This is a genomic window from Buttiauxella cochleicola (assembly GCF_021282435.1).
Taxonomy (GTDB): domain Bacteria; phylum Pseudomonadota; class Gammaproteobacteria; order Enterobacterales; family Enterobacteriaceae; genus Buttiauxella; species Buttiauxella massiliensis.
Genome location: NZ_JAJSOT010000001.1, coordinates 681,699 through 703,557 on the forward strand (window position 1 = coordinate 681,699; position 21,859 = coordinate 703,557).

The window sequence follows — 21,859 nt, forward strand, 5'->3', positions numbered from 1 at the left end:
CGTTTCTCCGTTTATTTCATTTCACGGGTCGCTGCAACGAAATCACTTCCGCTAACGGTTTGCGCACGGCCATCACGATGATTAATCACCACCAGCATTGCTAACAACGCCGGTAGCGAGAGGATGTAAAAGATAGCGCCTGGCCCGGCAAACAGACCGATAAGCAAACCACCCGTCGTGGTGCTGAGAATCGCCCCGGTACGACCGATTCCATGCATCCAACTGACTCCTGTTGCACGAATCCCCGTTGGGTAGAACGCTGGTGCAAAGGCTTGCATGCCAGTCTGTGCACCGTTAATACATACGCCACTGATAAACACGAACAAGCCGAGCATTAAAGGGGAAAAATTGAACATACCAAGCGTTAATAAACTGAGACTACCAAGTAGATAAAATGCGCCTATCACTTTTTTACGCGACATGCGATCCATCAGCGAGCCCACAATGATGCCGCCGCCAATACCACCAAGCTGGAAGACACCCGTAATTATCGCGGCATGTTGCAGGTTAATTCCGCCGTCACGCAGCACCGTTGGCAACCAACCATTGAGCATGTAAATCACAAACAGCCCCATGAAATAGGTCAGCCACAACACAACCGTGCCCCACGCATAGCTCGGCGTGAACAGTTGTTTCACGCGTGATGATTTTTCTACGACGGGGTTAATCAGGAAAAACTGCGTTTCTGCGGTGAACGCCCCGCCCATGCGCTGCAAAGTGGCCGCGATTTTTTCTGATGGGAAATGACGAGCCACCATAAACATAGGGGATTCCGGCAAGAACCACAGCAGCAATGGTAAAAGCACCAGCGGGATAATGCCGCCAAAGATCAGCACAGATTCCCAGCCCCATGCCGGTATCATCCAGGCCGCAATGAAACCTGCAATGCCCGAGCCGATACTGAATCCGCTGTACATTAAGGTGATCATCACCCCCTGACGACGAGCAGGAATATATTCAGCGATCAGCGTGACACAATTTGGCATAGCTGCACCAAGCCCTAGACCTGTGATAAAACGCATCAACGCCAGTTCTTGCGGGGAGGAGGAAAATGCCGACAGCAGGCTAAAAAGTGCAAAAACAGCAACGGAAAGCAGCAACAAACGTTTGCGCCCATAGCGATCAGCCAAAGGCCCGGTGATCAGCGCTCCAAGTGCCACGCCAAACATGGCACAACCGAGTACAGGGCCTATCTCCGCACGGCTCAAACCCCACTTCGCCAACAGTTCCGGTACAATAAAGCCCATGATTGCGGTGTCATAGCCGTCAAACATGATGATCAGCAACCCTGCCGCCACGACCAGCCATTGATAGCCAGTAATGGGCCGTGAATCTATCCATGCTTTAACGTCTACATTATTTGAAATACTCATAACGTTGTTCGCCTGTTTTTATGATCGTGTTGCGATTACCGCCACTTGAAGGGACTGAGCGGTTTGTCGTGTAGGGTCTGTTTAAGGTAAAGCAACACTGTCAGGCTCGTGGGCTGAAAAAATTTTAGAGATATGAGTTTTATTTATACTGTGAGGTTTACAACAATTTTCAATAATAAAAAAGCGAGTTAAACATGTCAGATATAATCAAATAAATCAGATAGTTGAAGCCAGTCTCTAGCGTGAGACCTGCATACAGAGGAATTATAGTTTTTGCGGGGAACATGATTAACTAAGTGAATAGCCATGAAAATTTGGACACTTCCGAACTACTCATGATATTGGTGTGCATCTTCAGCGAACTACCCTGAATCACTTCAAAGTGTAATTCTCAGGGTACGAATGACTATAGTTCGCTCATAGCTGACTGTAAGATGTAATTGTGTCGAATCTCGCGTCAGCAACATCCGACACAATCACCGTTTTACCAAACCTTTTCGGCAAGTTCCGTCACCAGGCGCACTTTGTCCCACTGCTGTTCAGGCGTCAGACTGTTACCCTCTTCTGTTGAGGCAAAGCCGCACTGTGGGCTGAGGCAGATTTGGCTGATATCGACATATTGTGCCGCTTCGTTAATTCGCGCCTGAATCAACTCCGGGTTTTCCAACTCACCATTTTTGGTGGTGATCAAACCTAACACGACCTGCTGATGACCCGGACGCACAAAGCGCAGCGGTGCAAAATCACCGGAACGGTCGTTATCGTATTCAAGGAAGAATGCATCCACATTGACGCTGCCGAATAACACTTCAGCAACTGGCTCGTAGCCACCCTCTGAAATCCACGTGGAACGGAAGTTTCCGCGACAAACATGCAGGCCGATAACCAAATCATCCGGCTTTCCCTCCAGCGCTTTATTCAGTACCTGAGCATAGATTTGCGCCAGTTGGTCTGGGTCATCTCCACGCTCGCGGATCTCTTTACGTTGTGCATCGGAACACAGATAAGCCCAAACGGTGTCATCAAGTTGCAGATAGCGGCAACCGGCAGCGTAAAAAGCCTGAATCGCATCACGCCATGTCGTCGCCAGATCGTCAAAATACTCTTTTAAATCAGGGTATACATTACTGTCGATAGCATTGCGGCCGCCACGGAAATGCAGCACGCTTGGGCTTGGAATAGTCATTTTTGGCACCGCGTTGCCGCTGATACTTTTCAGATAACGGAAATCTTCCAGCATTGGGTGCGAACCAAACCCGAGTTTACCCACCACACGCACGCTATGCGCCTTGGTCTGTACCCCATTAAACTGGATACCCTGCTCTGATTCATAACGTTCCACACCTTGCAGGCCGTCGAAGAAATCAAAATGCCACCACGCCCGACGGAACTCGCCATCTGTCACCACATGCAGACCGCAAGCACACTGCTGCTCGACCGAAGCACGAATTGCATCATCTTCAACTATGCGCAACTGACTGGCATCGATTTCACCTGCAGCAAACGCGAGGCGAGCATTTTTGATAGTGGCTGGACGTAAGAAGCTACCGACGATGTCGGCACGGAATGGAGCGCGATGTAGTGTTGACTGTGGCATGTGTTTTCTCCGCTAACCCGGCTAATTAATTTAGTCAGGTGATAATTCATTATTTGAATATTTAGCCATCTGGACGGCTATTTGTGTGATTGAGAATGGCAGATGCTGAACATGAGGACAAACGAAGATCTTTCATGGTTATTGAAAATAATTCATGTTGTTAAGGCAATGTGAATTGCAAGTTGATCTACATCACACTTTGCCGTCTAATATGACGTCCTGTTTTTGAGCCTCCCGATTATGATTGTTCGCCCGCATCAACACTGGTTTATTCGCTTATTTGTCTGGCATGGTTCGGTTCTACAAAAAATCTATTCACGCCTATTACTGAACCTCGCGCTTTCCATAAGCGTCATTTTCTTTCTCCCCTGGTATGAAACCCTCGGCATTAAGCTGACTACAGCCCCCTTTAGTATTCTTGGTGTGGCGATAGCGATTTTTCTCGGGTTCAGAAACAGCGTCTGTTACGCACGCTTTAACGAGGCTCGCACCTTGTGGGGGCAACTGGCGATTACTCAGCGTTCGTTTTTGCGCGAGACAAAAAGTCTGTTGGGTGAAAACCAGAGTCAGATTACGTCGTTTGTGAATTTGCAGATTGCCTTTTGCCACGCACTCAGGCTCACATTGCGTAAGCGCCCGATGGAAGAGACGCTGAAAAAATTCTTAACTGCCGATGAATTACAGTGGGTGATGAAAAGCCACGCACCCTGTAACCGCATACTCTTGCTGATGGGTGACTGGCTCGCCGATAAGCGTAAACAGGGCCTGATTTCCGATGTAGTGTGGAGCAGCCTGAATCATCATCTGAACGATCTTTCCGCGGTTGCCGGTGGTTGCGAGCGTATTGCCAACACTCCGTTGCCGTTTGCCTACACGCTGATTTTGCACCGCACCGTTTACCTGTTCTGCATCATGCTGCCGTTCGCTTTGGTCACCGACCTACACTACATGACACCGTTCTTGTCGGTATTTGTTTCATATACCTTTATTTCGCTTGATACGCTGGCTGAAGAGCTGGAAGAGCCGTTTGGCACCGAAGACAACGACCTGCCGCTGGATGCAATTTGCAACACTATTGAGCGGGATTTGCAGGATATGGATGAGAGGGAAGAACTGCCTGAGAAGTTGCGCCCGAATCGCTATTATCGGCTGAGCTAGGCGCACTATTTATTCATGCATACCCTAAATAATTCAAGTTGCAGGTAGGCGGCAAGAGAGCAAATCCCCAGGAGCTTACTTGAGTAAGTGACTGGGGTTTGTGAGTGCAGCCAACACCCCTGCAGCTTGAAGTATGACGGGTAAAGCGGCTTAGAAGATTGGGCCGACAAAATCACGCTTACCTAACGGCACCCCCGCCTGACGCAAGATGTCGTAAGCGGTAGTGAAGTGGAAATAGAAGTTCGGCGTAGCGAATTTGTACACGTAGTTACGAGCGGTGAAACGCAATTCGTGTTCACGAGCCATCACAACAATTGGGCGCTCGTCGTCGCCAGCAAGTTGCTCATCGCTAATGCCTTTCATGAACTCAACCGTTGCTTTGATACGGGTCTGAAGCTGTTCAATAGTGGTTTCGTTATCTTCCATCACCGGAGCATCAACACCTGCCAGGCGAGCAACGGCACGTTTAGCCATATCGGTGGTAATTTGCACCTGACGCACCAACGGATACATATCTTCCGCCAGTGATGCAGTCAGCAGGCTCTCTTCCGTTTTGCCGTTCTCTTTCGCCCAGTTAGCCGCTTTCTCAAGGATTGCAGACAGGTTGCTTAGACCCAGGATGAACTGCGCATTGGTTTCACTGTAAATCGACATTGTGGCTTCCTTTAGATATGACAAATTTGAGGCAAAGATTACACCCTGTTAGCGCCCTGCGGATAGCAAATTCACGGCTCAGGCAAAGCTAAATCCTTCATCTGCCCAACCGGTGATTCCACCTATCATAATTTTCACCGGACGGCCCAGACGCGCCAGTTTTAACGCTGCGCGATCCGCACCGTTGCAATGTGGCCCGGCGCAATAAACCACGAATAAGGTATCGGCGGGCCATTCGGCCATGCGTTCAGCCGACATATCACGATGACGCAAATGCAACGCGCCCGGAATATGGCGACGGGTGAATGCTTCCGGGGAGCCGACCACATGCAGCAGAACAAAATCCATATCTTCATCTTTCATCGCGCTATGGACATCATCGCAGTCTGTTTCGAGACACAAACGCTGGAGAAAATGAGCAGCGGCGATTTCTGGGGCGGCGGCTGGATAGTCAGTAACGTAACTCATAAATACTCCTCATGATGGTGAGATCTCACTATAGAGCGCAGCGTGTAGCTTGACGTATGGCAGAAATGACAGATAACGTGAAGATCATGACAATCGTTCGGGATTCCCCTTTGCAAAACCCTCTAGTTGTTGCGCTGGCATATGACGGTCTGTGTACCTTTGAATTTGGTGTCGTTGTTGAAGTGTTTGGCCTGCCGCGTCCGGAAATGGGTGATAACTGGTATCGGTTTGCAGTCGCAGGAATCGAACCTGGCGAGCTTAGAGCGACCGGCGGTATCCGACTGACGGTCGATGGTGGTCTTTCTTTGTTGGAAGACGCCGGAACGATTATTGTGCCCGGCTGGCGAGGTGTCGACGAGCCGGTTCCACCACAATTGTGCGAAGCGTTACGCACGGCACATTCACGCGGGGCGCGGATTATGTCGATATGCTCAGGCGTATTCGTGCTGGCAGCCAGCGGCCTGCTCGATGGGTTACAAGCCTCAACCCACTGGCGTTATACTGAAAAACTTCAGCAACGCTATCCTGCCATTCAGGTGATGCCAGATGTGTTATATATCGATAACGGATCGGTGCTGACCTCTGCCGGAAGCGCCGCCGGTATCGATTTGAGTTTGCATCTGGTGCGGCGTGATTACGGCCAGGCTGCCGCAAACAGCGTGGCGCGTCGCCTGGTCGTCCCCCCTCATCGCGTTGGCGGGCAGGCTCAGTTTATCGAGCAACCTATTCCAGTTGCCTATGAGAGCAAGCGTCTAAGCCCACTGTTCGATTATCTGCAAATCCATCTGGCTGATGAACACTCTGTAGAGTCGCTGGCGGTGTTTACCGGCATGAGTCCGAGAACATTTTTACGCCGTTTTGCCGCAACAACCGGCACCACGCCCGCACGCTGGCTGCTGAATATGCGCCTGGCACGCTGTCGGGATTTACTGGAAATCAGCACACTCTCCATTGATGAAATTGCCGAACGTGTTGGATTTGGCAGTGCGGCAACCCTGCGCCACCATTTCCGCGCTAAGTTCTCCACCACACCCGCCGCATACCGCAAGTCATTTACTTCAAGTAACGAAAAATTGATTATCACCAGTGAAACAACGTGATAGAGATAACGGCATTATTTGAAAGTTAGCAGATGAATGTATCTGGAGAAGATATGCGTAAATTGAAGGTGTTTGTTTTTTCTGTGGCCCTGATGGCCGGTTCTTTGCCATTGGCGATGACTGCTCAAGCAGCTGATGCGCCTGCTGTCGCACCTGCGCCAGCCGCTCCACAGCCAGCGTCCTCGTTTGAAATTCAAGAATTTCATGCCGATTACAAGCCATATAAAATTGGCGACATCGTACCGGATTTGTATCGCACCAAGGAGTACCGCATTGATGCCTGGCAAATCAGGCACCTGCCAGCACCAGAGGCGGGAAGCCACTGGACATACATGGGCGGGAATTACGTGTTGATTACCGACGCGGAAGGCAAAATTGTGCGTGCCATGAAAGGTGAGATTTTTTACGGCCACTAACAGAACAAACCCCGGTCATCGCACCGGGGTTTGGTTTTCAAACAGGCGTTAATTAAGCGCGCAGCATAGCTTTAATCTTCGAGTAAGCGTGCTCAAAAATCATATCCGTCGTACACATAAAGACAATCACATCACCGGACTCGCACTCGTCGAGCGCTTCGTTTAATTCCGCATCAAAATCTTTAGATAACTGTGGCATCAACATCTGCATATCGCCCGGATAATCCTCATCTTCATCAGGTGGCATATCGTCAATTTTCGAGCCACGCACCACGTAAATCAGCAGATTTTTATCGTTGGATGTAATTGGGGCGCGCAAATATTTACCCGTTGGATGCTTAGCCATATCGTTACCTTTTGTTGATAGCTGTAAATTCCGCGCTATCCTCGCAAAAGATGACGCGAAAAGACAGCCTGAGCGTAATGACAAGACTCAGTTAACCACTAAACTCAGGAGAATTAAAAATCTGGACTGAGGTGGGCTATGCAACAAAAAGTTTCTGCTCAATGTCATTGTGGTGCTGTCGCTTTTACCGTCGAGCTTAGCGATGGTTTTAACACTATCCGCCGCTGTAACTGTTCATTTTGCCGTATGCGCGGCGCGGTTGCTGTCTCTGCTCCGTTGTCGGGGATTAAGATTACTAAAGGGCAGGATAAACTCACCGAGTATCGTTTTAACACCGGAGCGGCGGTGCATTTCTTCTGTTCCGTATGCGGGATTTATACTTTTCACCAGCGCCGCTCAAACCCTGAGCAATATGGCGTTAATGTCGCCTGCATTGAAGGCGTTTCACCTTTCGATTTCCCGAAAGTCACGGTGATGGATGGCGTCCATCACCCGAAAGATGGCGGCGGTGGCGTGGCCGGGTATCTGACTTTTACACCTGAATGATCTGTGCGGCTCGCTGGCGGGTAATGTTGTGCTTACCCGCCAGGCGAATGTCACTTCTCCCCCAGCCGCCAAATCTTCTCGGCATAGCGCCCGACAAGGGCCAGCGAGATGGCGAGCAGCAGGAAGAAAATCACTTTATTGGTATCGTCCCAGAACATCTCGAAATAGCGGGTGTAGAGGTTAATACCGAGGAACGTTAGACCGAATCCGCGCAGCATGCCATCGTCTGTTTTCAGGCTAATCCAGATACATGCACCTGCCGCCAGGGCGAACAGCAATGACCAGTGCAACAGCTCAATCTGGCGCACACTTTGCCAGATATCCAAATCGTAATTGCCAAAGATCGACAAAATCCACAAGGCGATAAACAGATACAGCAGCCCCATCGCTTTGCTGACTGCAAACACGTTACGTTGCAGTAAAGGTTTTTTAAGCAGGTAACATGCCGCGAGTAATACCCCGCCGAATAATACAAAACGAATTGGGTAGTTCATACCGAGCCAGTAAGCACCCCAACCGGAAGCGTAACCTGTTGACGTGCCGAAATAACTGCCCAGCGCCAATAAACAGAATAGCCAGATAAGCCCGGAACGGCTCAAATAGCCAATGACGCCGTAAATCGCGCAGCCGAGTAAAAAGAGTGGTGCGACGTTGCCGCTGCCGGTATCCAGCGCCATGCCGAGCTGCCATAAAAATAGTGCGGTGAACAATACGCCCAGGAACAAAATGGCCTCATTGCTGTAGCGTTTATCCGGCGTCTTTCTCTGGCGGTAGAATCCCCAGCAATAAAAGGCGATTGCGATAAGCAACAAAATGACCGCACGCGTGAGGTAGCTAAAATTAAATAGCAACGCCATCAAATATTCATCAGCAACCAGGCTGCCCATTGCGATAATGAAGCAGGCCAGCGCTATCCAGAATGCATAGCGGCTCATTCGTTGCCAGTCGAACATCTGAACCGAGAGGTTTTGTTGCAAACGCTGCTGTTCTGGGGCATCAATCACCCCTTCCTTACGCCAGCCCTCCAGTGTGCGCTTGACGATCTTTTCCTGTTTGCGAGTCACTTTCATAGCGGTTTTCCTTACCTGAGTTTAGTCACTACGTTACAGTAATTAATCAGATTCTAAACCATGCACAATTTCTTAATTCATCACTACGCTTAATGCAATTAAGTCACTGGAGAAACCTATGCAGGACTGGAACCCCGCCCTTTACTTGCAGTTTGCAGCTGAACGTACGCGCCCGGCAGCAGAACTCGCCGCTCGCATTCAACACCCCGAAGCAAAACATATTGCAGATTTAGGCTGCGGACCGGGCAACAGTACCGCTTTACTGCACCAGGCCTTCCCGAATGCAACTGTGACCGGCATCGATAGCTCTCCTGCGATGCTGGAAAAAGCTCGCAGCGCCCTGCCCAATTGCCAGTTTGAACAAGCAGATGTGACATCCTGGACGCCCGCGATAAAGCCAGATGTTATCTATGCTAACGCGTCATTGCAGTGGGTAAGCAACCATCCTGAGCTGTTTCCCCACCTGGCTGCACAGCTTGCCGAAAATGGAGTATTAGCGGTGCAAATGCCGGATAACTGGCAGGAGCCAACGCATACATTAATGCGCCAGGTCGCTGCTGAATTGGGAAGCCCTGACTCCGGGCGAGAAGCGTTGCTACCTGCACAACAGTATTACGATTTGCTGGCGCAGTCGGGCTGTACGGTGGATATCTGGCGTACAACCTATTTCCACGTCATGCCGTCAGCGCAGGCGATTATTGAATGGCTGAGCTCTACCGGTTTACGGCCTTATCTCGCAAACCTGGACGCTATCCAGCAGGAGGCGTTTCTTGAACGTTACCACCAGTTGTTGCAACAGGCCTATCCACCGCGACACGATGGCAACGTGCTGATGCTGTTCCCACGCCTGTTTATTGTGGCAAGAAAAACTATAGCGTAACGCCCATCTGGCGTAGCGTTTCGACATCCTGCAAAGGCGCTGCGCCAAACGAACGACGATATTCACGGTTAAACTGCGACGGCGATTCATAGCCTACTTGCCAGGCGACATTCGCCACATCCTGGCCGCCACTGAGCAACAACCGCCTGGCTTCGAGCAGGCGGACCTGCTTTTGATATTGCAACGGGCTCATCACGGTCAGGGCTTTAAAGCGATGATGCAGGCTTGAAGTACTCATGCCGACACGCTTTGCCAGTTCATCAATTTTTAGCGGCTCAGCGAAATGGCGCTTAATCCAAGCCAGAGCTTCCCCCGCACCTTTGCCCTGGTTCCAGGAGAGCGTCTGTTTCCAGAACGTCGCACCTGATGGCGATGTCACCAGGCGATAAAGAATTTCCTGCTTAATCAGTTTAGACATCACCGGTAAATCATCAGGGGTATCCAACACTTTCACCAGCCGTAAAAAGGCATCCTGCAACGCTTCATCTGATTGCGTGACCCAGGCTCCGACATTCGCCGCTTCTTGCTGTTTTTCTGGCAGGGTGATTTGCAAAGAAACGATTAAGTCGGCGATTTCTTTGCTGTCCAGATCGATACGCAAACCATAATAAGGCGCGGATTCGGATGCTTGCGTGACCTGCCCGGAAACCGGCATGTCGACTGCCGCCAGCGAATAACTGCCCGGTCCATATTCAGTGACGTTGTCACCGATTAACATCTTTTTGCGCCCTTGCAACACGATGCACATCGAGGGTTGCAACATGCCGCGATTGAGCACGGTCGGCTCAGGCATGCGCACAAAACTCAGCCAAGGCAACGCCGTCACAAAATCGCGTTCCGACGAGCCACTACGCTGATAATGTTCCGCCACCCGCTGGCAGAGCTCCGCTAAAATGCGGCCCTGAGGCCGCTGAATATTCACTGCTTCTGGCATATCACTGCCCCATAATGGCTTTCGGTTCAAGATACCCTTCCAGCCCGTAAGTGCCAAACTCGCGCCCAAGCCCTGATTGTTTAAAGCCGCCAAACGGCGCATTCGGTTCGTCATAAACCCCGTTTACAAACACCCGCCCGGCAATTAACTGGTTCGCCACCGCTGCGGTACGCGCCGCATCTTTGCCGCTCACATAAGCTTGCAAGCCGTAAATCGTGTCGTTGGCGATTGCCACAGCCTCGGCGTCATCTTTATAAGTGATTACTGATAACACCGGGCCAAAAATCTCTTGCTGGGCGATAGTCATATCGTTGCGAACATTAACAAAAACAGTCGGTTTGACATAGTAACCGCGTTCGAAACCTTCTGCGCGCCCTTCGCCACCACACAGTAATTCAGCACCTTCTTCTATGCCCTTGCGGATATATTCCTGCACGCGTTGAAACTGCTGCGCCGTCACCGAAGCACCGATGTTTTCGCCCGGGATCAGTTGCGAAATATGTTTGCGTAGTTGCGCTTTCACCGCCTCGAGTTGGCTTTCCGCCACCAGCAATCGGGTGCCTGCAATGCACGCCTGGCCGCTGTTCCACGACATCACCTGTAACGCGAGCGGAATCGCCCGTTCCAGATCGGCATCATCAAGCAGCACATTGGCTGACTTCCCGCCCAATTCCAGCGTCACACGTTTGAGCGTATCCACCGCGCCACGAGCAATGGTTTTGCCAACAACGGTTGAGCCGGTAAACGAAATTTTCGCGATATCAGGATGACGGGTCATTTCCGCTCCCACCACGTCGCCACGCCCGGTCACAATGTTAATTACGCCATCCGGCAAGCCCGCGGCATGCAAACATTCGGTGATCAGCGCCGTTTGTTGGGCGCTCAGTTCGCTGGGTTTGATGACGGCGGTTGAACCCGAGGCAATCACCGTTGAGAGTTTGCCCGCAATAAAACCGTAATTAGCGTTCCACGGCGTGATCAGGCCGACAACACCGTGTGGCTCCATCACCACGTTTGCGCCGCCGACGCGGGTTTCAAAAGCATAGTGGGCAAGAATATCGCGCATTTGTAAAAAACCGAGGTAAGAACGTTGAACGGTACTTTCTGCAAAGGATCGCGGGCAACCATACTCTTCAACCATGGTGTCGATAAGCTCGGCTTCGCGAGCTTTTAGCGCATCATGCAATTGTTGCAGCCAGGCCATGCGCTGTTCACGCGTTGATAGACGCATCGCCGGGAATGCAGCTTTCGCGGCGGCAATGGCGAGGCGCGTATCGTCCACATCAGCCAGTTGAACCTCGGCCATTTTCTCTTCGTTAGTCGGATTAATCAGGTCGATGGTTTCTTCACCGTGCGGGATAACAAACTGGCCGTTAATATAGATTTTATTGATGGTTTTCATGTTGCGCTCCAGGTGTGTTTTGACCGGTTTAGTGTCGCCTGGAGGCTAATTTTTCCTTTAGAGCAATGCTGTCAGATGATTGCACAATCCTGCAAATATCCTCGTTTAGCCCCTCAGCCGCAGCGGTGGCAACTGGTCAAATACCGAGCGCAGGCAACTGCCCCACATATTGCGAATCTCGCTGAAATACTCATGTTGCGCAGTGATGGCGTATTGTTGTGAATCATCAAAAGTTTCGGCGTGATACATCATCACATCCAGCGGCAGGCCGACGGATAAGTTCGAGTTGAGCGTCGAGTCCATGGAAATCAACGCGCACTGCACCGCCTGTTCCAGACTGGTGTCGTAACTCACAATCCGGTCGATGATCGGTTTGCCGTATTTGCTTTCGCCAATCTGGAAATACGGCGTGTCGCTGGTCGCTTCGATGAAATTCCCTTCGGCATAAATGTGGAACAGGCGCATGGATTCGCCGTGAATTTGCCCGCCGAGAATAAAGGTGGCGGTGAAATCTGCGCCGTCACGCGCAATCACCTCTTTTAAGGTTTGCCCCACCAGAACGGCGGCGTCGTAAAGTGAGCTGACGGTGTAGAGATTTTGCGTGGTGGCGTCTTGTGCGCGGTGCTGCAACAGGTTGATGACGCTTTGAGTGGTCGCCAGATTACCGGCACTTTGCATAATCAGCGTGCGGTCATCGCCACGCTGGAAGACATGCAGTTTTTTGAACGTTGAGATGTGGTCAACGCCCGCGTTAGTGCGCGAGTCGCTGACAAAAATCATGCCGCTGGCTAAGCGCATGGCAACGCAGTAGGTCATGGTTGATTCCTGATGTGAGTTATTGCTGGCCCTGCATGCGCTGCACCGCCGCCACCGTTTCCATCCCTTCGTCGCCACCGCCAATGCGCACGCCGCGCACCGGGCAGGCATCGAGATAATCAAACCCCACCGCCAGCTTCAGGTGGTGGCAGGTGTTGCGCGTATTGTTGGTGATATCAAAACTGCGCCAGCGCCCTTCTACCAGCGCTTCAACCCATGCATGCATCGCCACATGCGCGCTGTCCGGCGTGTAGAGATAACCGCTGATGTAACGCGCCGGGATATTCAGGCTGCGGCAACAGGCGACAAACACATGCGCGTGATCCTGGCAAACGCCCACGCCAGCCTCGAATGCTTGCGCGGCGCTGTCTTTAACGTCGGTTCCGCCCGGTGTATAGGGCATGCGTTCCAGCACTTCACCCATCATTACTGTCAGGCTTTCCAGCGGCGCGGATTCGCGCCAGTGCAGATTGGCAAAGGCCAGAATCGCGCCATCCGGTTGCGTTAACGGCGTATGGCGCAACCACACCAGCGGCGAAAGTGCTTCGTGAGTGCCATCGTCCAGCGCTTCACCTTCGGCAATTTCCACCACGCCCGTGGCTTTAATGCTGATCGACTGATGCGGGCGGTCGAGCGTCAAAACATGCAGAATATTGCCAAAAGCATCGGTGGTTTGTACCGCCTCTTCCGGTAGCGCCAGCTCCCAGGAAATAATGTGCTGATGCAGCGATTCCTGCGGCGTGAGGCGCAAATATTGCGTGCTGTGCTTAACCAACTCGTCATAGCTGTAGTGCGTGCTGTGTTCGATTGTCAGTCTCATTGTGCCTCCAGATAGGTGTATTGGATGCTTTCGGAAATCGCGTTAACCTGGCTTAAAAAGCGCGTCAGCCAGGGTTGCAGGCCGGAATCTATGACGTCATCCAATGTGCTAAAGCGTAGCTCGGCATGCAGAACATGCGCCAGGCGACGTGGAGCGTTGGCGCTGTGGCCGCCGATCAGCTCCAGTTGGTTGACCACTTCTTCGATGCACGACCGCAAAGAACGCGGGCTTTCGCTACGTAATATCAGCAAATCAGCCACCATTTCGCGCACCAGTTGCTGCTTGTAGATACTGTGATACGCCTCGCGCGCACTCACCGCCCGCAGCAATGTGTCCATGCGGTAATGCTCGCGCACCGCGTCCGGGTCGTTATCCAGCAGTTGGTTTTTCACGCCCAATAAACGCGCGGTGCTGTCGGCGCGTTCCAGTAATGTGCCGATGCGGATAAACGACATTGCATCGTTGCGCAGCATGGTGCCAAACATCGCCCCGCGAAACAGGTGCGAACGCTCTTTCACCCAGTCAAAAAAGTCATCGGCATTGCTGCTGTTCACGCCCTCTTTGCGCAGCCGTTTCATCTCAATCCACGCCGAGTTGATGCTTTCCCACACTTCTGATGACAAGCTGCCGCGAACCGCATGGGCGTTCTCCCAGGCCGACTGAAAGCAGCTATAAATGCTGCTCGAGTTGCGCGTATCTAACGCAAAGTAGTCGAAAATCCCCGGCATGGTGAGTTGCTGGTAATACTCCCAGTACGCCGCCCCGCTGCCGGTTAAATTCAGCGGCACCTGCAAATCCTGATGCCCGGTTTCGCGAAATGGCATCATTGATAAACGGTTGGTGACGTCTAATACGCGGGCAATGTTTTCGGCGCGTTCCAGATAACGAGCCATCCAATACAGTTCACTGGCGGTGCGGCTTAGCATGATGTGTCGTCCTCCAGAACCCAGGTGTCTTTGGTGCCGCCGCCTTGCGATGAGTTCACCACCAGCGAGCCTTTTTTGAGCGCCACACGCGTTAAGCCGCCTGCGATTAAACGCGTTTCAGCGCCATACAATGCGAACGGGCGCAGATCGATATGGCGCGGTGCCAACCCTTCTTCGACAAACGTCGGGCATGTTGACAGCGCCAGCGTGTCCTGGGCGATATAGTTTTGCGGGCGAGCTTTGAGCACCGCACGGAAGGCTTCGATTTCCGCTTTGCTGGCCGCCGGGCCAATCAACATGCCGTAACCGCCTGCGCCGTGAACCTCTTTCACCACCATTTGCTCAAGGCGCGATAGCACGTAACCGAGTTGATCCGCATGGCGACACTGCCAGGTTGGCACGTTATTCAGAATCGGTTCTTCGGAGAGATAAAAACGGATCATGGCGGGCACATACGGGTAAATGGATTTGTCGTCGGCCACGCCGGTGCCAATCGCATTCGCCAGCACCACGCCGCCAGTGCGGTACACCGACAGCAAACCCGGCACGCCGAGCATCGAATCCGGGCGAAACGCCAGCGGGTCGAGAAACGCATCGTCCACCCGGCGGTAAATCACATCGACTTTGCATGGCCCAAGCGTAGTGCGCATAAACACCGCACCCTCTTTGACAAACAAATCAGCGCTTTCCACCAGCTCGACGCCCATTTGTTGCGCCAGGAAACTGTGTTCAAAATAGGCGCTGTTAAAGCGGCCAGGCGTGAGAACGACGACGGTCGGGTCATTAACCGGCGAGCTTTCCCGCAGGGTTTGCAGCAGGTGCGAAGGGTAACGTTCGACCGGGCGAATGCGCTGTTGAGCAAATAATTCAGGGTATAGCCGCATCATCATTTTGCGGTTTTCCAGCATGTAGGAAACGCCGGATGGCGTGCGCAGGTTGTCTTCCAGCACGTAATATTGCCCGTCACCGCCGCGCACCATATCCACGCCAATGATGTGCGCGTAAATATCGCGATGCAGATTAATGCCCTGCATACACGGCTGATACTGATCGTTTGCCAGCACTTGTTCAGCCGGGATCACGCCCGCTTTGAGGATATTTTGATCGTGATAGATATCGTGCAAAAAGAGGTTTAGCGCCTGCACGCGCTGGCGAATCCCGGCATCGAGCATTGCCCATTCCGTGGCGGGAATGATGCGCGGCACGCTATCAAAAGGAATTAAACGCTCGGCTCCGTCTTCGTCGCCATAAACGTTAAAAGTAATCCCGACGCGGTGAAACAGCAGCGCCGCTTCCTGTTTCTTGCGCATTACCGCCGAACTGTCGGCACGCTGTAGCCAGTTCCAGTAATTGCCGTAATGGCCACGATGATTGCCGTCGAGCGCAAACATTTCATCAAAAAAAGACGCAGCACCAGGGTCCATATTGATCATAATTCCCTCGCTTAATGTCATGTAGCCGTTTCATGATTTAAGCAGGAAATATGCCATGTCAGTTTTAGTGCATTTTGCGGGGGGATTTGCGCGATTTAGTGGCAAAAGGCGCGGGCAAAAAAAAGAACGCACCGTGACGGTGCGCTCTTAGGGAAGTTATTGCGCCTGGCACTGCGTCCAGCGAACACGCAGGGTGTCGTACGCCCAGTTGTAAATCACGCTATACGGCAGGAAGAACAGGAAGAAACCAATCTCCACCATAAACGCCTGCAGCAAGGATATATTCAGCATCCAGGCCGCCAGCGGTAGGCCAATCAGAATAAAGCCCCCTTCAAAGCCCAGCGAGTGCGCGATGCGCAGCGGCAAGCGGCGTTTTTGCCCGACCGGGAAGAATTTGTCGAAACCGGCGTTATAAATCATGTTCCACACCATCGCGACGGTGGACAGCATGAGCGCCAGCGCCCCCATCTGGAACAGCGGCTTATTCATAATCCACGCCGCCAGCGGCGCACAAATCGCAATAGCGATAACTTCAAAACCCACCGCATGCAGGATGCGTTCGGCAAATGTTCTCTTTTGGGACTGCATAACTCACTCCAGACGAAATAAAAGCAATATGGCTCTGCGGCGTATTATTATCGTTATTAGTGATAGTATTAAGTTAATACCCATCGAGAAAAGCGATAGACGATGAAATATTCCCCCGAATCCCTCGAAGCGTTTTTACATGCGGTTGAGACCGGGTCGTTTTCTGCGGCGGCTCGCAAACTCAAAAAAAGCCAGTCAACGGTGAGTAGCGCGATTGCCAATCTCGAGGCCGATCTGGGCGTGACCTTATTTGATCGCCAGAGCCGTCAACCCGTATTGACTGACCAGGGCAAGCACGTTTTGCCATACATCCAGTCGATTATGGCGGCGAGCGAGCGGTTGAATGAAGTCTCGGTACGCCTTGCAGGCAACGTTGAGCCGCGCCTGAGTTTTGTGCTGTCGGATGTCTGGCAAACGTCACATCACGAGTCCATCCTGCAGCGTTTTTCACAGCGCTTCCCCGATATCGAATTCGAGTGTCTGATTGCTGAGGATGAAGATGTCATCGACCTGATACAAATTGGCCGGGCGCATGTCGGCGTCTTGCGCGTGCAGCCACGCTACCCGGTTGATGTCACGGTGGCGCGTTTGCAGGTCGGTGCGGAGATGGCGATTTTTATTCACCGTCAGCATGAGTTAGCCCGTCTGCCTGCGGTTGAAATGGATATGCTACAGACCGAACGCCAGCTTTGTTTGAGTACATTTACCGATCCGACCCGCAATAAAAGCGGCGGCCCGATGTGGTCATCACCATCGTTATTGATGCTATTGGAAATGGCCGAGCAAGGGTTTGGCTGGGGGATTTTGCCGCGCTGGTTGGTGGAGCAGTTTGGTCACGATGTGTTGCAGGAATTGCCGGTTGCGGGCTGGCCGCAGCGCATTGATGTGGATGTGTTGTGGTCAAATAAAACGCCGCCAGGCCCCGCCGGGCGTTGGATGATTGACCAGTTGCGGGCGCAGAATTAAAAAGAGAGGGCATTGGATGCCCTCTCTTATATGGCTTACTTGTTGCGCTTCGGCATTGTCTTCAGCAATTCATCCGGGCTGATGGACGCCACAATATCGCTGCCTGGTAATGGCATCTTGAGAATGTGGTTCTTCATTTTGCCGATCACGTGCATCTCACACGGTTTGCAGTCAAATTTCAGCGTCAACACTTCATCCTGATGCACCAGCTGCATTGGTGTGGCTTTCCAGCTTTTCACTGAACCCTTCGCTTGTTTCGGACACAAGTTAAACGCAAAACGCAGACAGTGTTTAGTGATCATCACCGGCACTTCACCCTTTTCTTCATGGGCTTCATAAGCGGCATCAATCAGTTTCACGCCATAACGCTGATAAAACTCACGCGCTTTATGGTTGTAAACGTTGGCGAGGAACGTCAGATGCTCATCCGGATAGACCGGTGGCGGAACGCTAACAGGTTTACGGGTGCCGCGCTGATACTGTTGCAGACGAGCATCGGTCAACTCGTCGATAGCTTCACGGCGTAGCTGATTCAACTGGCTGTTTGGCACGAACAATGGAGCGGGAAGATTCAACTCTACTTTTCGCGCCTGATACATGGTTTGACCCAGTTTCGTCAGGCCGTCGCGCAGGTTCGAGTACGCTTTTTCCGGGTTGTTCGCCACTTCGAATTGCCCTTCCAGCGTTTTAGTTACACTGACACCATCTTCACTGGTGAGGGTCAAAATCAGCTGTTCTTCCCAACCACCTAGCTCCAAATCCACCGCAATACGGCGTTCGCTGGACGTTTTCGTCAACGCCTGCTGCCAGTTATGGTCAAGGTTACGGTTGAGCGGATGGTTCGGGCGCACATTTTTTAGTGTCTCCGGCATCTCATTTGGCCAGACGCGATACTGATTTTTACCGGTTTTCTCCACCGTATTGGCACGGAAGCCAACGATATCGCGCTTGATCAACACGTTCAGACCATCACCATTGGTCAGCGTGTCGGTCACGCTAACATCCAGGAAGTCTTTGCCCACCTTCAGGACTTCACCTACCGGTAAGCCGATATATTTTGGAGAATCAAAAGCGCCGATATCGATTTTGCGCTCGTTAACAAAATAGTCCGTGCTGCCACGGTGGAAGGTCTTATCCGGCGACGGAATAAAGAAGTGCGAAGTCTTTCCGGCGGAGGCACGAACCAAATCGGTGCGCTGCTCCATTAATTCATCCAGCAACTGACGATAATAAGCGGTGATATTTTTCACATAACTCATATCTTTGTAGCGCCCTTCAATTTTGAAGGAACGCACGCCAGCATCTACCAATGCTGCAAGGTTGGCGCTTTGATCGTTATCTTTCATCGATAACAGATGTTTTTCATAGGCCACTACGCGGCCCTGATCGTCTTTCAGGGTGTACGGCAAACGACAAGCCTGGGAGCAATCACCACGGTTTGCGCTGCGCCCGGTCTGGGCGTGGGAAATATTACATTGCCCTGAATACGCCACACATAGCGCACCGTGAATAAAGAACTCAATCGTCGCGTCAACGTTGTCGTGAATCGAACGGATTTGGTTGAGGTTCAACTCACGCGCCAGAACGATTTGCGAGAAGCCCGCATCAGACAGGAATTTTGCTTTTTCTACGCTGCGAATGTCGCACTGAGTGCTGGCATGAATTTCAATCGGCGGCAGATCCATTTCCAGCACGCCCATGTCCTGCACAATCAGCGCATCAACGCCCACCTGATACAGGTCGTGGATCATACGTCGTGCAGGTTCCAGTTCGTTGTCATGCAGGATGGTGTTAAGCGTAACAAAAATCTTCGCCCCATAACGGTGAGCAAACGGCACCAGCTCAGCAAGATCTTGCAGACTGTTGCCGGCATTATGGCGAGCGCCAAAGCCAGGCCCACCGATGTAGACCGCATCCGCACCATGCAGAATGGCTTCGCGGGCGATGGAGGTGTCACGGGCTGGGCTGAGTAATTCAAGATGATTGGCGTGCAGGCGCATAGTGGGTCTGTTTCTATGTTATGGGTGAAAGGCGGGTATTGTAGTCAGATTGGCCGCGTAAGCATATAGCCGTCATACTTCAAGTTGCATGTGCGTTGGCTTCCTGCAACTTGAAGTATTTTGGGTATAGATCTGCACAGGCCAAAGCAAATGAAACATCCAGCAACCTTCAATTTGTTAGTTTCCAACATATATGAAACGGCGCAACAACATAGGCTAATAATAATGCTGGCGGCTGCTAAAGACGGTGTATTACAAAATGTTTTCACCTATACTTCCATAAGGAATAATTACAAAGAGTGATCATATTAGACCTATTAAAGTGGGAGCTAGTTGAATGACTCAGTTACGATGATTGGAAATGACCATAAACATAGAACATTCAAGGCTTTATAAGTCAGAAGGCGTTAAGTTGTTATACAACAACTCATTACCAGGCATTCTGATTACTTTTATTGCGTCTACCACTCTTGCCTTCACTTTTACCGACCATAATAATTTTTACGCCAAAATGACCTGGTGGCTGATCATGACCCTGGTTCTGGTCATTCGAGTCATTGATACCCATATGTGGATAAAAAGTGACGCCGACTGTAAAGGCAGAAAGGACTGGGTCGTGCGTTTTTCAATAGGCTGCTTAATAACGGCCATGTTGTGGAGCGTCTATGCGGTCACTTTCTATCCGCAATTTACTATTGAAGAACTTAGCTCTACGAATGTAATACTTGCCGCGATGGCTGGCGGAGCCACAAGTATCCTCTCGGCAAGCTTTCTGCTATCCGCGCTCTATAACATTATTATTTTAATGCCGATGTCCGTCTTGCTGATGCTGCAGCCAGAACAATATAAAATTAACCTCGGCGGGCTGGGCGTCTGTTTTACTTTAATCATGATTATCTCTTCTGCACGCTCAGCAAATTATATTAAAGAAGCTATCTTGTTGCGTTACCGAAACAAAAAACTTGTTTCCAGCATGGAAGAGACCATCCGAGAAAGAACGCAGGAAGTGTATGTTATATCCAATATAGACTCCCTCACGGGTCTGTATAACCGCACTGCTTTTTTGTCGGCAGTAGAAGGCATTGAGCGCGAATTTGAGCAGAACCATATTGCTGGCTTCTCCATTTTCTTTATCGACCTTGATGGTTTTAAAAATATTAATGACACCCTCGGTCACAATGTCGGCGACAAGGTACTGATTGCATTAAGTACCAGACTTAAAAGCTTTATCGGGGACGGTAACTTTATGTGCCGTTGGGGTGGTGATGAATTTATTCTGTTGGTTAAGGAAAGTTCTCATGACATTACCAGTGAGCTTGCTGAGAATATCATCGCCAGCCTCTCCCTACCGATCCGTCTTGATGACCAAACCATTGCCCTGAATGCAACAATCGGTATTTCAGTTTGTCCTGAGCATGACTTTTCCATCACGCGACTGATTCAGCTTGCGGATATCGCCATGTATTCGCAAAAAGGCAAATATCCTGAACGTTTTGCTTTCTATAATCTCGAACTAGAACACAACCTGCGCCGCAAGATGACTCTCAATGAAGCACTAAAAGGTGCACTTGAGCGTGATGAGTTCCGCCTTGTGTATCAACCGATTGTTGACGCAACCGGCCAAATAGTCAGTTTTGAAGCCTTGATGCGCTGGCGTTATCAGGAGCAGGAGATTTCGCCAGTTGAATTTATCCCATTAATGGAACAAAGCGGCCGCATTGTTCAGGTGGGAAGCTGGGTACTGGAAGAAGCCTGTAAAACACTGGCGCAAATGCATAAAACAAATGCTCAAATTTGCATGTGCGTAAATATCTCGCTGATTCAATTTTACGACAAAGGGTTCGTCAATAACGTCAACCGGGTTATCGAACGCTATGCAATACCAGGGCATTTACTGCATCTGGAAGTCACTGAATCACTCTTCCAGTCTGAACAGATGATGATTAATGAAAAGGTCAGTCAGTTACAACAATGTGGCGTGAAATTCTCAGTAGATGATTTTGGGACGGGCTACTCAAGTTTGTCAGTTATCCAGAATATGAATATTGATTACATCAAAATTGACCGCTCGTTTATTCAGCATATTGAACACAAAGGTCTATCTATTGTTCAGGCGATGATGAATATGTCCAGAAGCCTCAACTTCAGTGTTATCGCCGAAGGTGTGGAGACGGAAAAACAGCGCCAGTTACTTGAGCAATGTGGCATCCCTTATATGCAGGGTTACTATTTCTCACGACCACTGGAACGCCCAAATGCGTTGGTTTATATCAACAAGGCCGTAGAACAAGAATCCTGTAACGAATACGCATAAGACGTTTAATTGCTCTCCCCCCGGAGAGCAATCCCCCTATTCGTGCCCTTGC

At 51.0% G+C, this 21,859-nt stretch carries 21 protein-coding genes; 7 read left to right on the forward strand and 14 right to left on the reverse strand.

Going from position 1 to position 21,859, the window contains the following annotated elements; all coding sequences use genetic code 11:
• Nucleotides 1-11: 11 nt before the first annotated feature.
• Both LVQ77_RS03070 and LVQ77_RS03075 read right to left on the reverse strand, forming a co-directional pair.
• Nucleotides 12-1,373: an MFS transporter gene (locus LVQ77_RS03070; RefSeq protein ID WP_232903638.1), complete on the reverse strand. Its 1,362-nt coding sequence runs from the start codon at nt 1,371-1,373 to the stop codon at nt 12-14.
• A gap of 484 nt (nt 1,374-1,857) precedes the next feature.
• The gene (locus LVQ77_RS03075) at nt 1,858-2,970 is read right to left on the reverse strand and encodes a cobalamin-independent methionine synthase II family protein (RefSeq protein WP_232903639.1); all 1,113 of its coding nucleotides are present in this window, start codon (nt 2,968-2,970) and stop codon (nt 1,858-1,860) included.
• 240 nt (nt 2,971-3,210) lie between these two features.
• Between LVQ77_RS03075 and LVQ77_RS03080 the strand changes: the two genes are divergently transcribed.
• Nucleotides 3,211-4,128, forward strand: a complete 918-nt coding sequence (locus LVQ77_RS03080; protein WP_232903640.1) for a bestrophin family protein — start codon at nt 3,211-3,213, stop codon at nt 4,126-4,128.
• A 150-nt stretch (nt 4,129-4,278) separates the two neighbouring features.
• On the opposite strand, the gene LVQ77_RS03085 is transcribed toward LVQ77_RS03080, so the two are convergent.
• The gene (locus tag LVQ77_RS03085) at nt 4,279-4,782 is read right to left on the reverse strand and encodes a DUF1993 domain-containing protein (protein WP_134182823.1); all 504 of its coding nucleotides are present in this window, start codon (nt 4,780-4,782) and stop codon (nt 4,279-4,281) included.
• Between the two features lie 78 nt (nt 4,783-4,860).
• Nucleotides 4,861-5,250, reverse strand: coding sequence for a rhodanese-like domain-containing protein (locus LVQ77_RS03090; protein ID WP_151993391.1), 390 nt, complete (start codon nt 5,248-5,250; stop codon nt 4,861-4,863).
• A 65-nt stretch (nt 5,251-5,315) separates the two neighbouring features.
• Here LVQ77_RS03090 and ftrA point away from each other — a divergent pair, with 65 nt between their 5' ends.
• Nucleotides 5,316-6,350, forward strand: a complete 1,035-nt coding sequence (ftrA, locus tag LVQ77_RS03095) for a transcriptional regulator FtrA (RefSeq protein WP_232903934.1) — start codon at nt 5,316-5,318, stop codon at nt 6,348-6,350.
• Between the two features lie 53 nt (nt 6,351-6,403).
• Complete coding sequence (locus tag LVQ77_RS03100; protein WP_232864508.1) at nt 6,404-6,766, forward strand: RcnB family protein; 363 nt, start codon at nt 6,404-6,406, stop codon at nt 6,764-6,766.
• Nucleotides 6,767-6,818: 52 nt separating this feature from the next.
• Here the strand turns inward: LVQ77_RS03100 and LVQ77_RS03105 are convergent, their stop codons facing one another.
• Nucleotides 6,819-7,112: a hypothetical protein gene (locus LVQ77_RS03105; protein ID WP_064518695.1), complete on the reverse strand. Its 294-nt coding sequence runs from the start codon at nt 7,110-7,112 to the stop codon at nt 6,819-6,821.
• A gap of 138 nt (nt 7,113-7,250) precedes the next feature.
• Here LVQ77_RS03105 and LVQ77_RS03110 point away from each other — a divergent pair, with 138 nt between their 5' ends.
• Complete coding sequence (locus LVQ77_RS03110; protein ID WP_232903641.1) at nt 7,251-7,658, forward strand: GFA family protein; 408 nt, start codon at nt 7,251-7,253, stop codon at nt 7,656-7,658.
• Between the two features lie 50 nt (nt 7,659-7,708).
• Here LVQ77_RS03110 and LVQ77_RS03115 read toward each other — a convergent pair whose 3' ends face one another.
• On the reverse strand, nt 7,709-8,728 hold the full coding sequence (locus tag LVQ77_RS03115) for a DUF2157 domain-containing protein (protein WP_232903642.1): 1,020 nt from the start codon (nt 8,726-8,728) through the stop codon (nt 7,709-7,711).
• A gap of 118 nt (nt 8,729-8,846) precedes the next feature.
• On the opposite strand from LVQ77_RS03115, the gene tam reads away from it, so the two are divergent.
• Nucleotides 8,847-9,608 (forward strand): trans-aconitate 2-methyltransferase, encoded by a 762-nt coding sequence (gene tam, locus LVQ77_RS03120; protein WP_232903643.1) that lies wholly within the window; start codon nt 8,847-8,849, stop codon nt 9,606-9,608.
• Here tam and LVQ77_RS03125 read toward each other — a convergent pair.
• The 7 genes from LVQ77_RS03125 to LVQ77_RS03155 form a co-directional block, all read right to left on the reverse strand.
• Nucleotides 9,598-10,542 (reverse strand): AraC family transcriptional regulator, encoded by a 945-nt coding sequence (locus tag LVQ77_RS03125; RefSeq protein ID WP_232903644.1) that lies wholly within the window; start codon nt 10,540-10,542, stop codon nt 9,598-9,600. The two genes, tam and LVQ77_RS03125, sit on opposite strands and share 11 nt — an antisense overlap.
• Before the next feature lies 1 nt (nt 10,543).
• Nucleotides 10,544-11,944, reverse strand: coding sequence for an aldehyde dehydrogenase family protein (locus LVQ77_RS03130; protein ID WP_232903645.1), 1,401 nt, complete (start codon nt 11,942-11,944; stop codon nt 10,544-10,546).
• A 105-nt stretch (nt 11,945-12,049) separates the two neighbouring features.
• Nucleotides 12,050-12,760 carry a proteasome-type protease gene (locus tag LVQ77_RS03135; protein ID WP_232903646.1) on the reverse strand — a complete coding sequence of 237 codons (711 nt, stop codon included), beginning with the start codon at nt 12,758-12,760 and terminating at the stop codon, nt 12,050-12,052.
• Nucleotides 12,761-12,779: 19 nt separating this feature from the next.
• A complete protein-coding gene (locus LVQ77_RS03140) occupies nt 12,780-13,580 on the reverse strand; it encodes a transglutaminase family protein (RefSeq protein WP_232864502.1) in 801 nt (266 codons plus the stop codon).
• Nucleotides 13,577-14,506, reverse strand: coding sequence for an alpha-E domain-containing protein (locus LVQ77_RS03145; protein WP_232903647.1), 930 nt, complete (start codon nt 14,504-14,506; stop codon nt 13,577-13,579). The genes LVQ77_RS03140 and LVQ77_RS03145 overlap by 4 nt, the downstream gene beginning before the upstream one ends.
• Nucleotides 14,500-15,939 (reverse strand): circularly permuted type 2 ATP-grasp protein, encoded by a 1,440-nt coding sequence (locus LVQ77_RS03150; protein WP_232903935.1) that lies wholly within the window; start codon nt 15,937-15,939, stop codon nt 14,500-14,502. Before LVQ77_RS03150 ends, LVQ77_RS03145 begins: the two co-directional genes overlap by 7 nt.
• A gap of 156 nt (nt 15,940-16,095) precedes the next feature.
• A complete protein-coding gene (locus LVQ77_RS03155) occupies nt 16,096-16,527 on the reverse strand; it encodes a multidrug/biocide efflux PACE transporter (protein WP_232903648.1) in 432 nt (143 codons plus the stop codon).
• Nucleotides 16,528-16,629: 102 nt separating this feature from the next.
• Between LVQ77_RS03155 and LVQ77_RS03160 the strand changes: the two genes are divergently transcribed.
• Nucleotides 16,630-17,493, forward strand: coding sequence for a LysR family transcriptional regulator (locus LVQ77_RS03160; protein ID WP_232903649.1), 864 nt, complete (start codon nt 16,630-16,632; stop codon nt 17,491-17,493).
• Between the two features lie 35 nt (nt 17,494-17,528).
• On the opposite strand, the gene LVQ77_RS03165 is transcribed toward LVQ77_RS03160, so the two are convergent.
• Complete coding sequence (locus tag LVQ77_RS03165; RefSeq protein ID WP_232903650.1) at nt 17,529-19,493, reverse strand: peptidase U32 family protein; 1,965 nt, start codon at nt 19,491-19,493, stop codon at nt 17,529-17,531.
• A gap of 412 nt (nt 19,494-19,905) precedes the next feature.
• Here LVQ77_RS03165 and LVQ77_RS03170 point away from each other — a divergent pair, with 412 nt between their 5' ends.
• The gene (locus LVQ77_RS03170; protein WP_232903651.1) at nt 19,906-21,807 is read left to right on the forward strand and encodes a putative bifunctional diguanylate cyclase/phosphodiesterase; all 1,902 of its coding nucleotides are present in this window, start codon (nt 19,906-19,908) and stop codon (nt 21,805-21,807) included.
• The last annotated feature ends 52 nt before the right edge of the window (nt 21,808-21,859 follow it).

Bases quoted from the DNA above. Each gene is read 5' to 3' on its own strand.
- LVQ77_RS03070 (WP_232903638.1), bottom strand. From the start codon at position 1,373: ATGAGTATTTCAAATAATGTAGACGTTAAAGCATGGATAGATTCACGG.
- LVQ77_RS03075 (WP_232903639.1), bottom strand. From the start codon at position 2,970: ATGCCACAGTCAACACTACATCGCGCTCCATTCCGTGCCGACATCGTC.
- LVQ77_RS03080 (WP_232903640.1), top strand. From the start codon at position 3,211: ATGATTGTTCGCCCGCATCAACACTGGTTTATTCGCTTATTTGTCTGG.
- LVQ77_RS03085 (WP_134182823.1), bottom strand. From the start codon at position 4,782: ATGTCGATTTACAGTGAAACCAATGCGCAGTTCATCCTGGGTCTAAGC.
- LVQ77_RS03090 (WP_151993391.1), bottom strand. From the start codon at position 5,250: ATGAGTTACGTTACTGACTATCCAGCCGCCGCCCCAGAAATCGCCGCT.
- ftrA (WP_232903934.1), top strand. From the start codon at position 5,316: ATGACAGATAACGTGAAGATCATGACAATCGTTCGGGATTCCCCTTTG.
- LVQ77_RS03100 (WP_232864508.1), top strand. From the start codon at position 6,404: ATGCGTAAATTGAAGGTGTTTGTTTTTTCTGTGGCCCTGATGGCCGGT.
- LVQ77_RS03105 (WP_064518695.1), bottom strand. From the start codon at position 7,112: ATGGCTAAGCATCCAACGGGTAAATATTTGCGCGCCCCAATTACATCC.
- LVQ77_RS03110 (WP_232903641.1), top strand. From the start codon at position 7,251: ATGCAACAAAAAGTTTCTGCTCAATGTCATTGTGGTGCTGTCGCTTTT.
- LVQ77_RS03115 (WP_232903642.1), bottom strand. From the start codon at position 8,728: ATGAAAGTGACTCGCAAACAGGAAAAGATCGTCAAGCGCACACTGGAG.
- tam (WP_232903643.1), top strand. From the start codon at position 8,847: ATGCAGGACTGGAACCCCGCCCTTTACTTGCAGTTTGCAGCTGAACGT.
- LVQ77_RS03125 (WP_232903644.1), bottom strand. From the start codon at position 10,542: ATGCCAGAAGCAGTGAATATTCAGCGGCCTCAGGGCCGCATTTTAGCG.
- LVQ77_RS03130 (WP_232903645.1), bottom strand. From the start codon at position 11,944: ATGAAAACCATCAATAAAATCTATATTAACGGCCAGTTTGTTATCCCG.
- LVQ77_RS03135 (WP_232903646.1), bottom strand. From the start codon at position 12,760: ATGACCTACTGCGTTGCCATGCGCTTAGCCAGCGGCATGATTTTTGTC.
- LVQ77_RS03140 (WP_232864502.1), bottom strand. From the start codon at position 13,580: ATGAGACTGACAATCGAACACAGCACGCACTACAGCTATGACGAGTTG.
- LVQ77_RS03145 (WP_232903647.1), bottom strand. From the start codon at position 14,506: ATGCTAAGCCGCACCGCCAGTGAACTGTATTGGATGGCTCGTTATCTG.
- LVQ77_RS03150 (WP_232903935.1), bottom strand. From the start codon at position 15,939: ATGATCAATATGGACCCTGGTGCTGCGTCTTTTTTTGATGAAATGTTT.
- LVQ77_RS03155 (WP_232903648.1), bottom strand. From the start codon at position 16,527: ATGCAGTCCCAAAAGAGAACATTTGCCGAACGCATCCTGCATGCGGTG.
- LVQ77_RS03160 (WP_232903649.1), top strand. From the start codon at position 16,630: ATGAAATATTCCCCCGAATCCCTCGAAGCGTTTTTACATGCGGTTGAG.
- LVQ77_RS03165 (WP_232903650.1), bottom strand. From the start codon at position 19,493: ATGCGCCTGCACGCCAATCATCTTGAATTACTCAGCCCAGCCCGTGAC.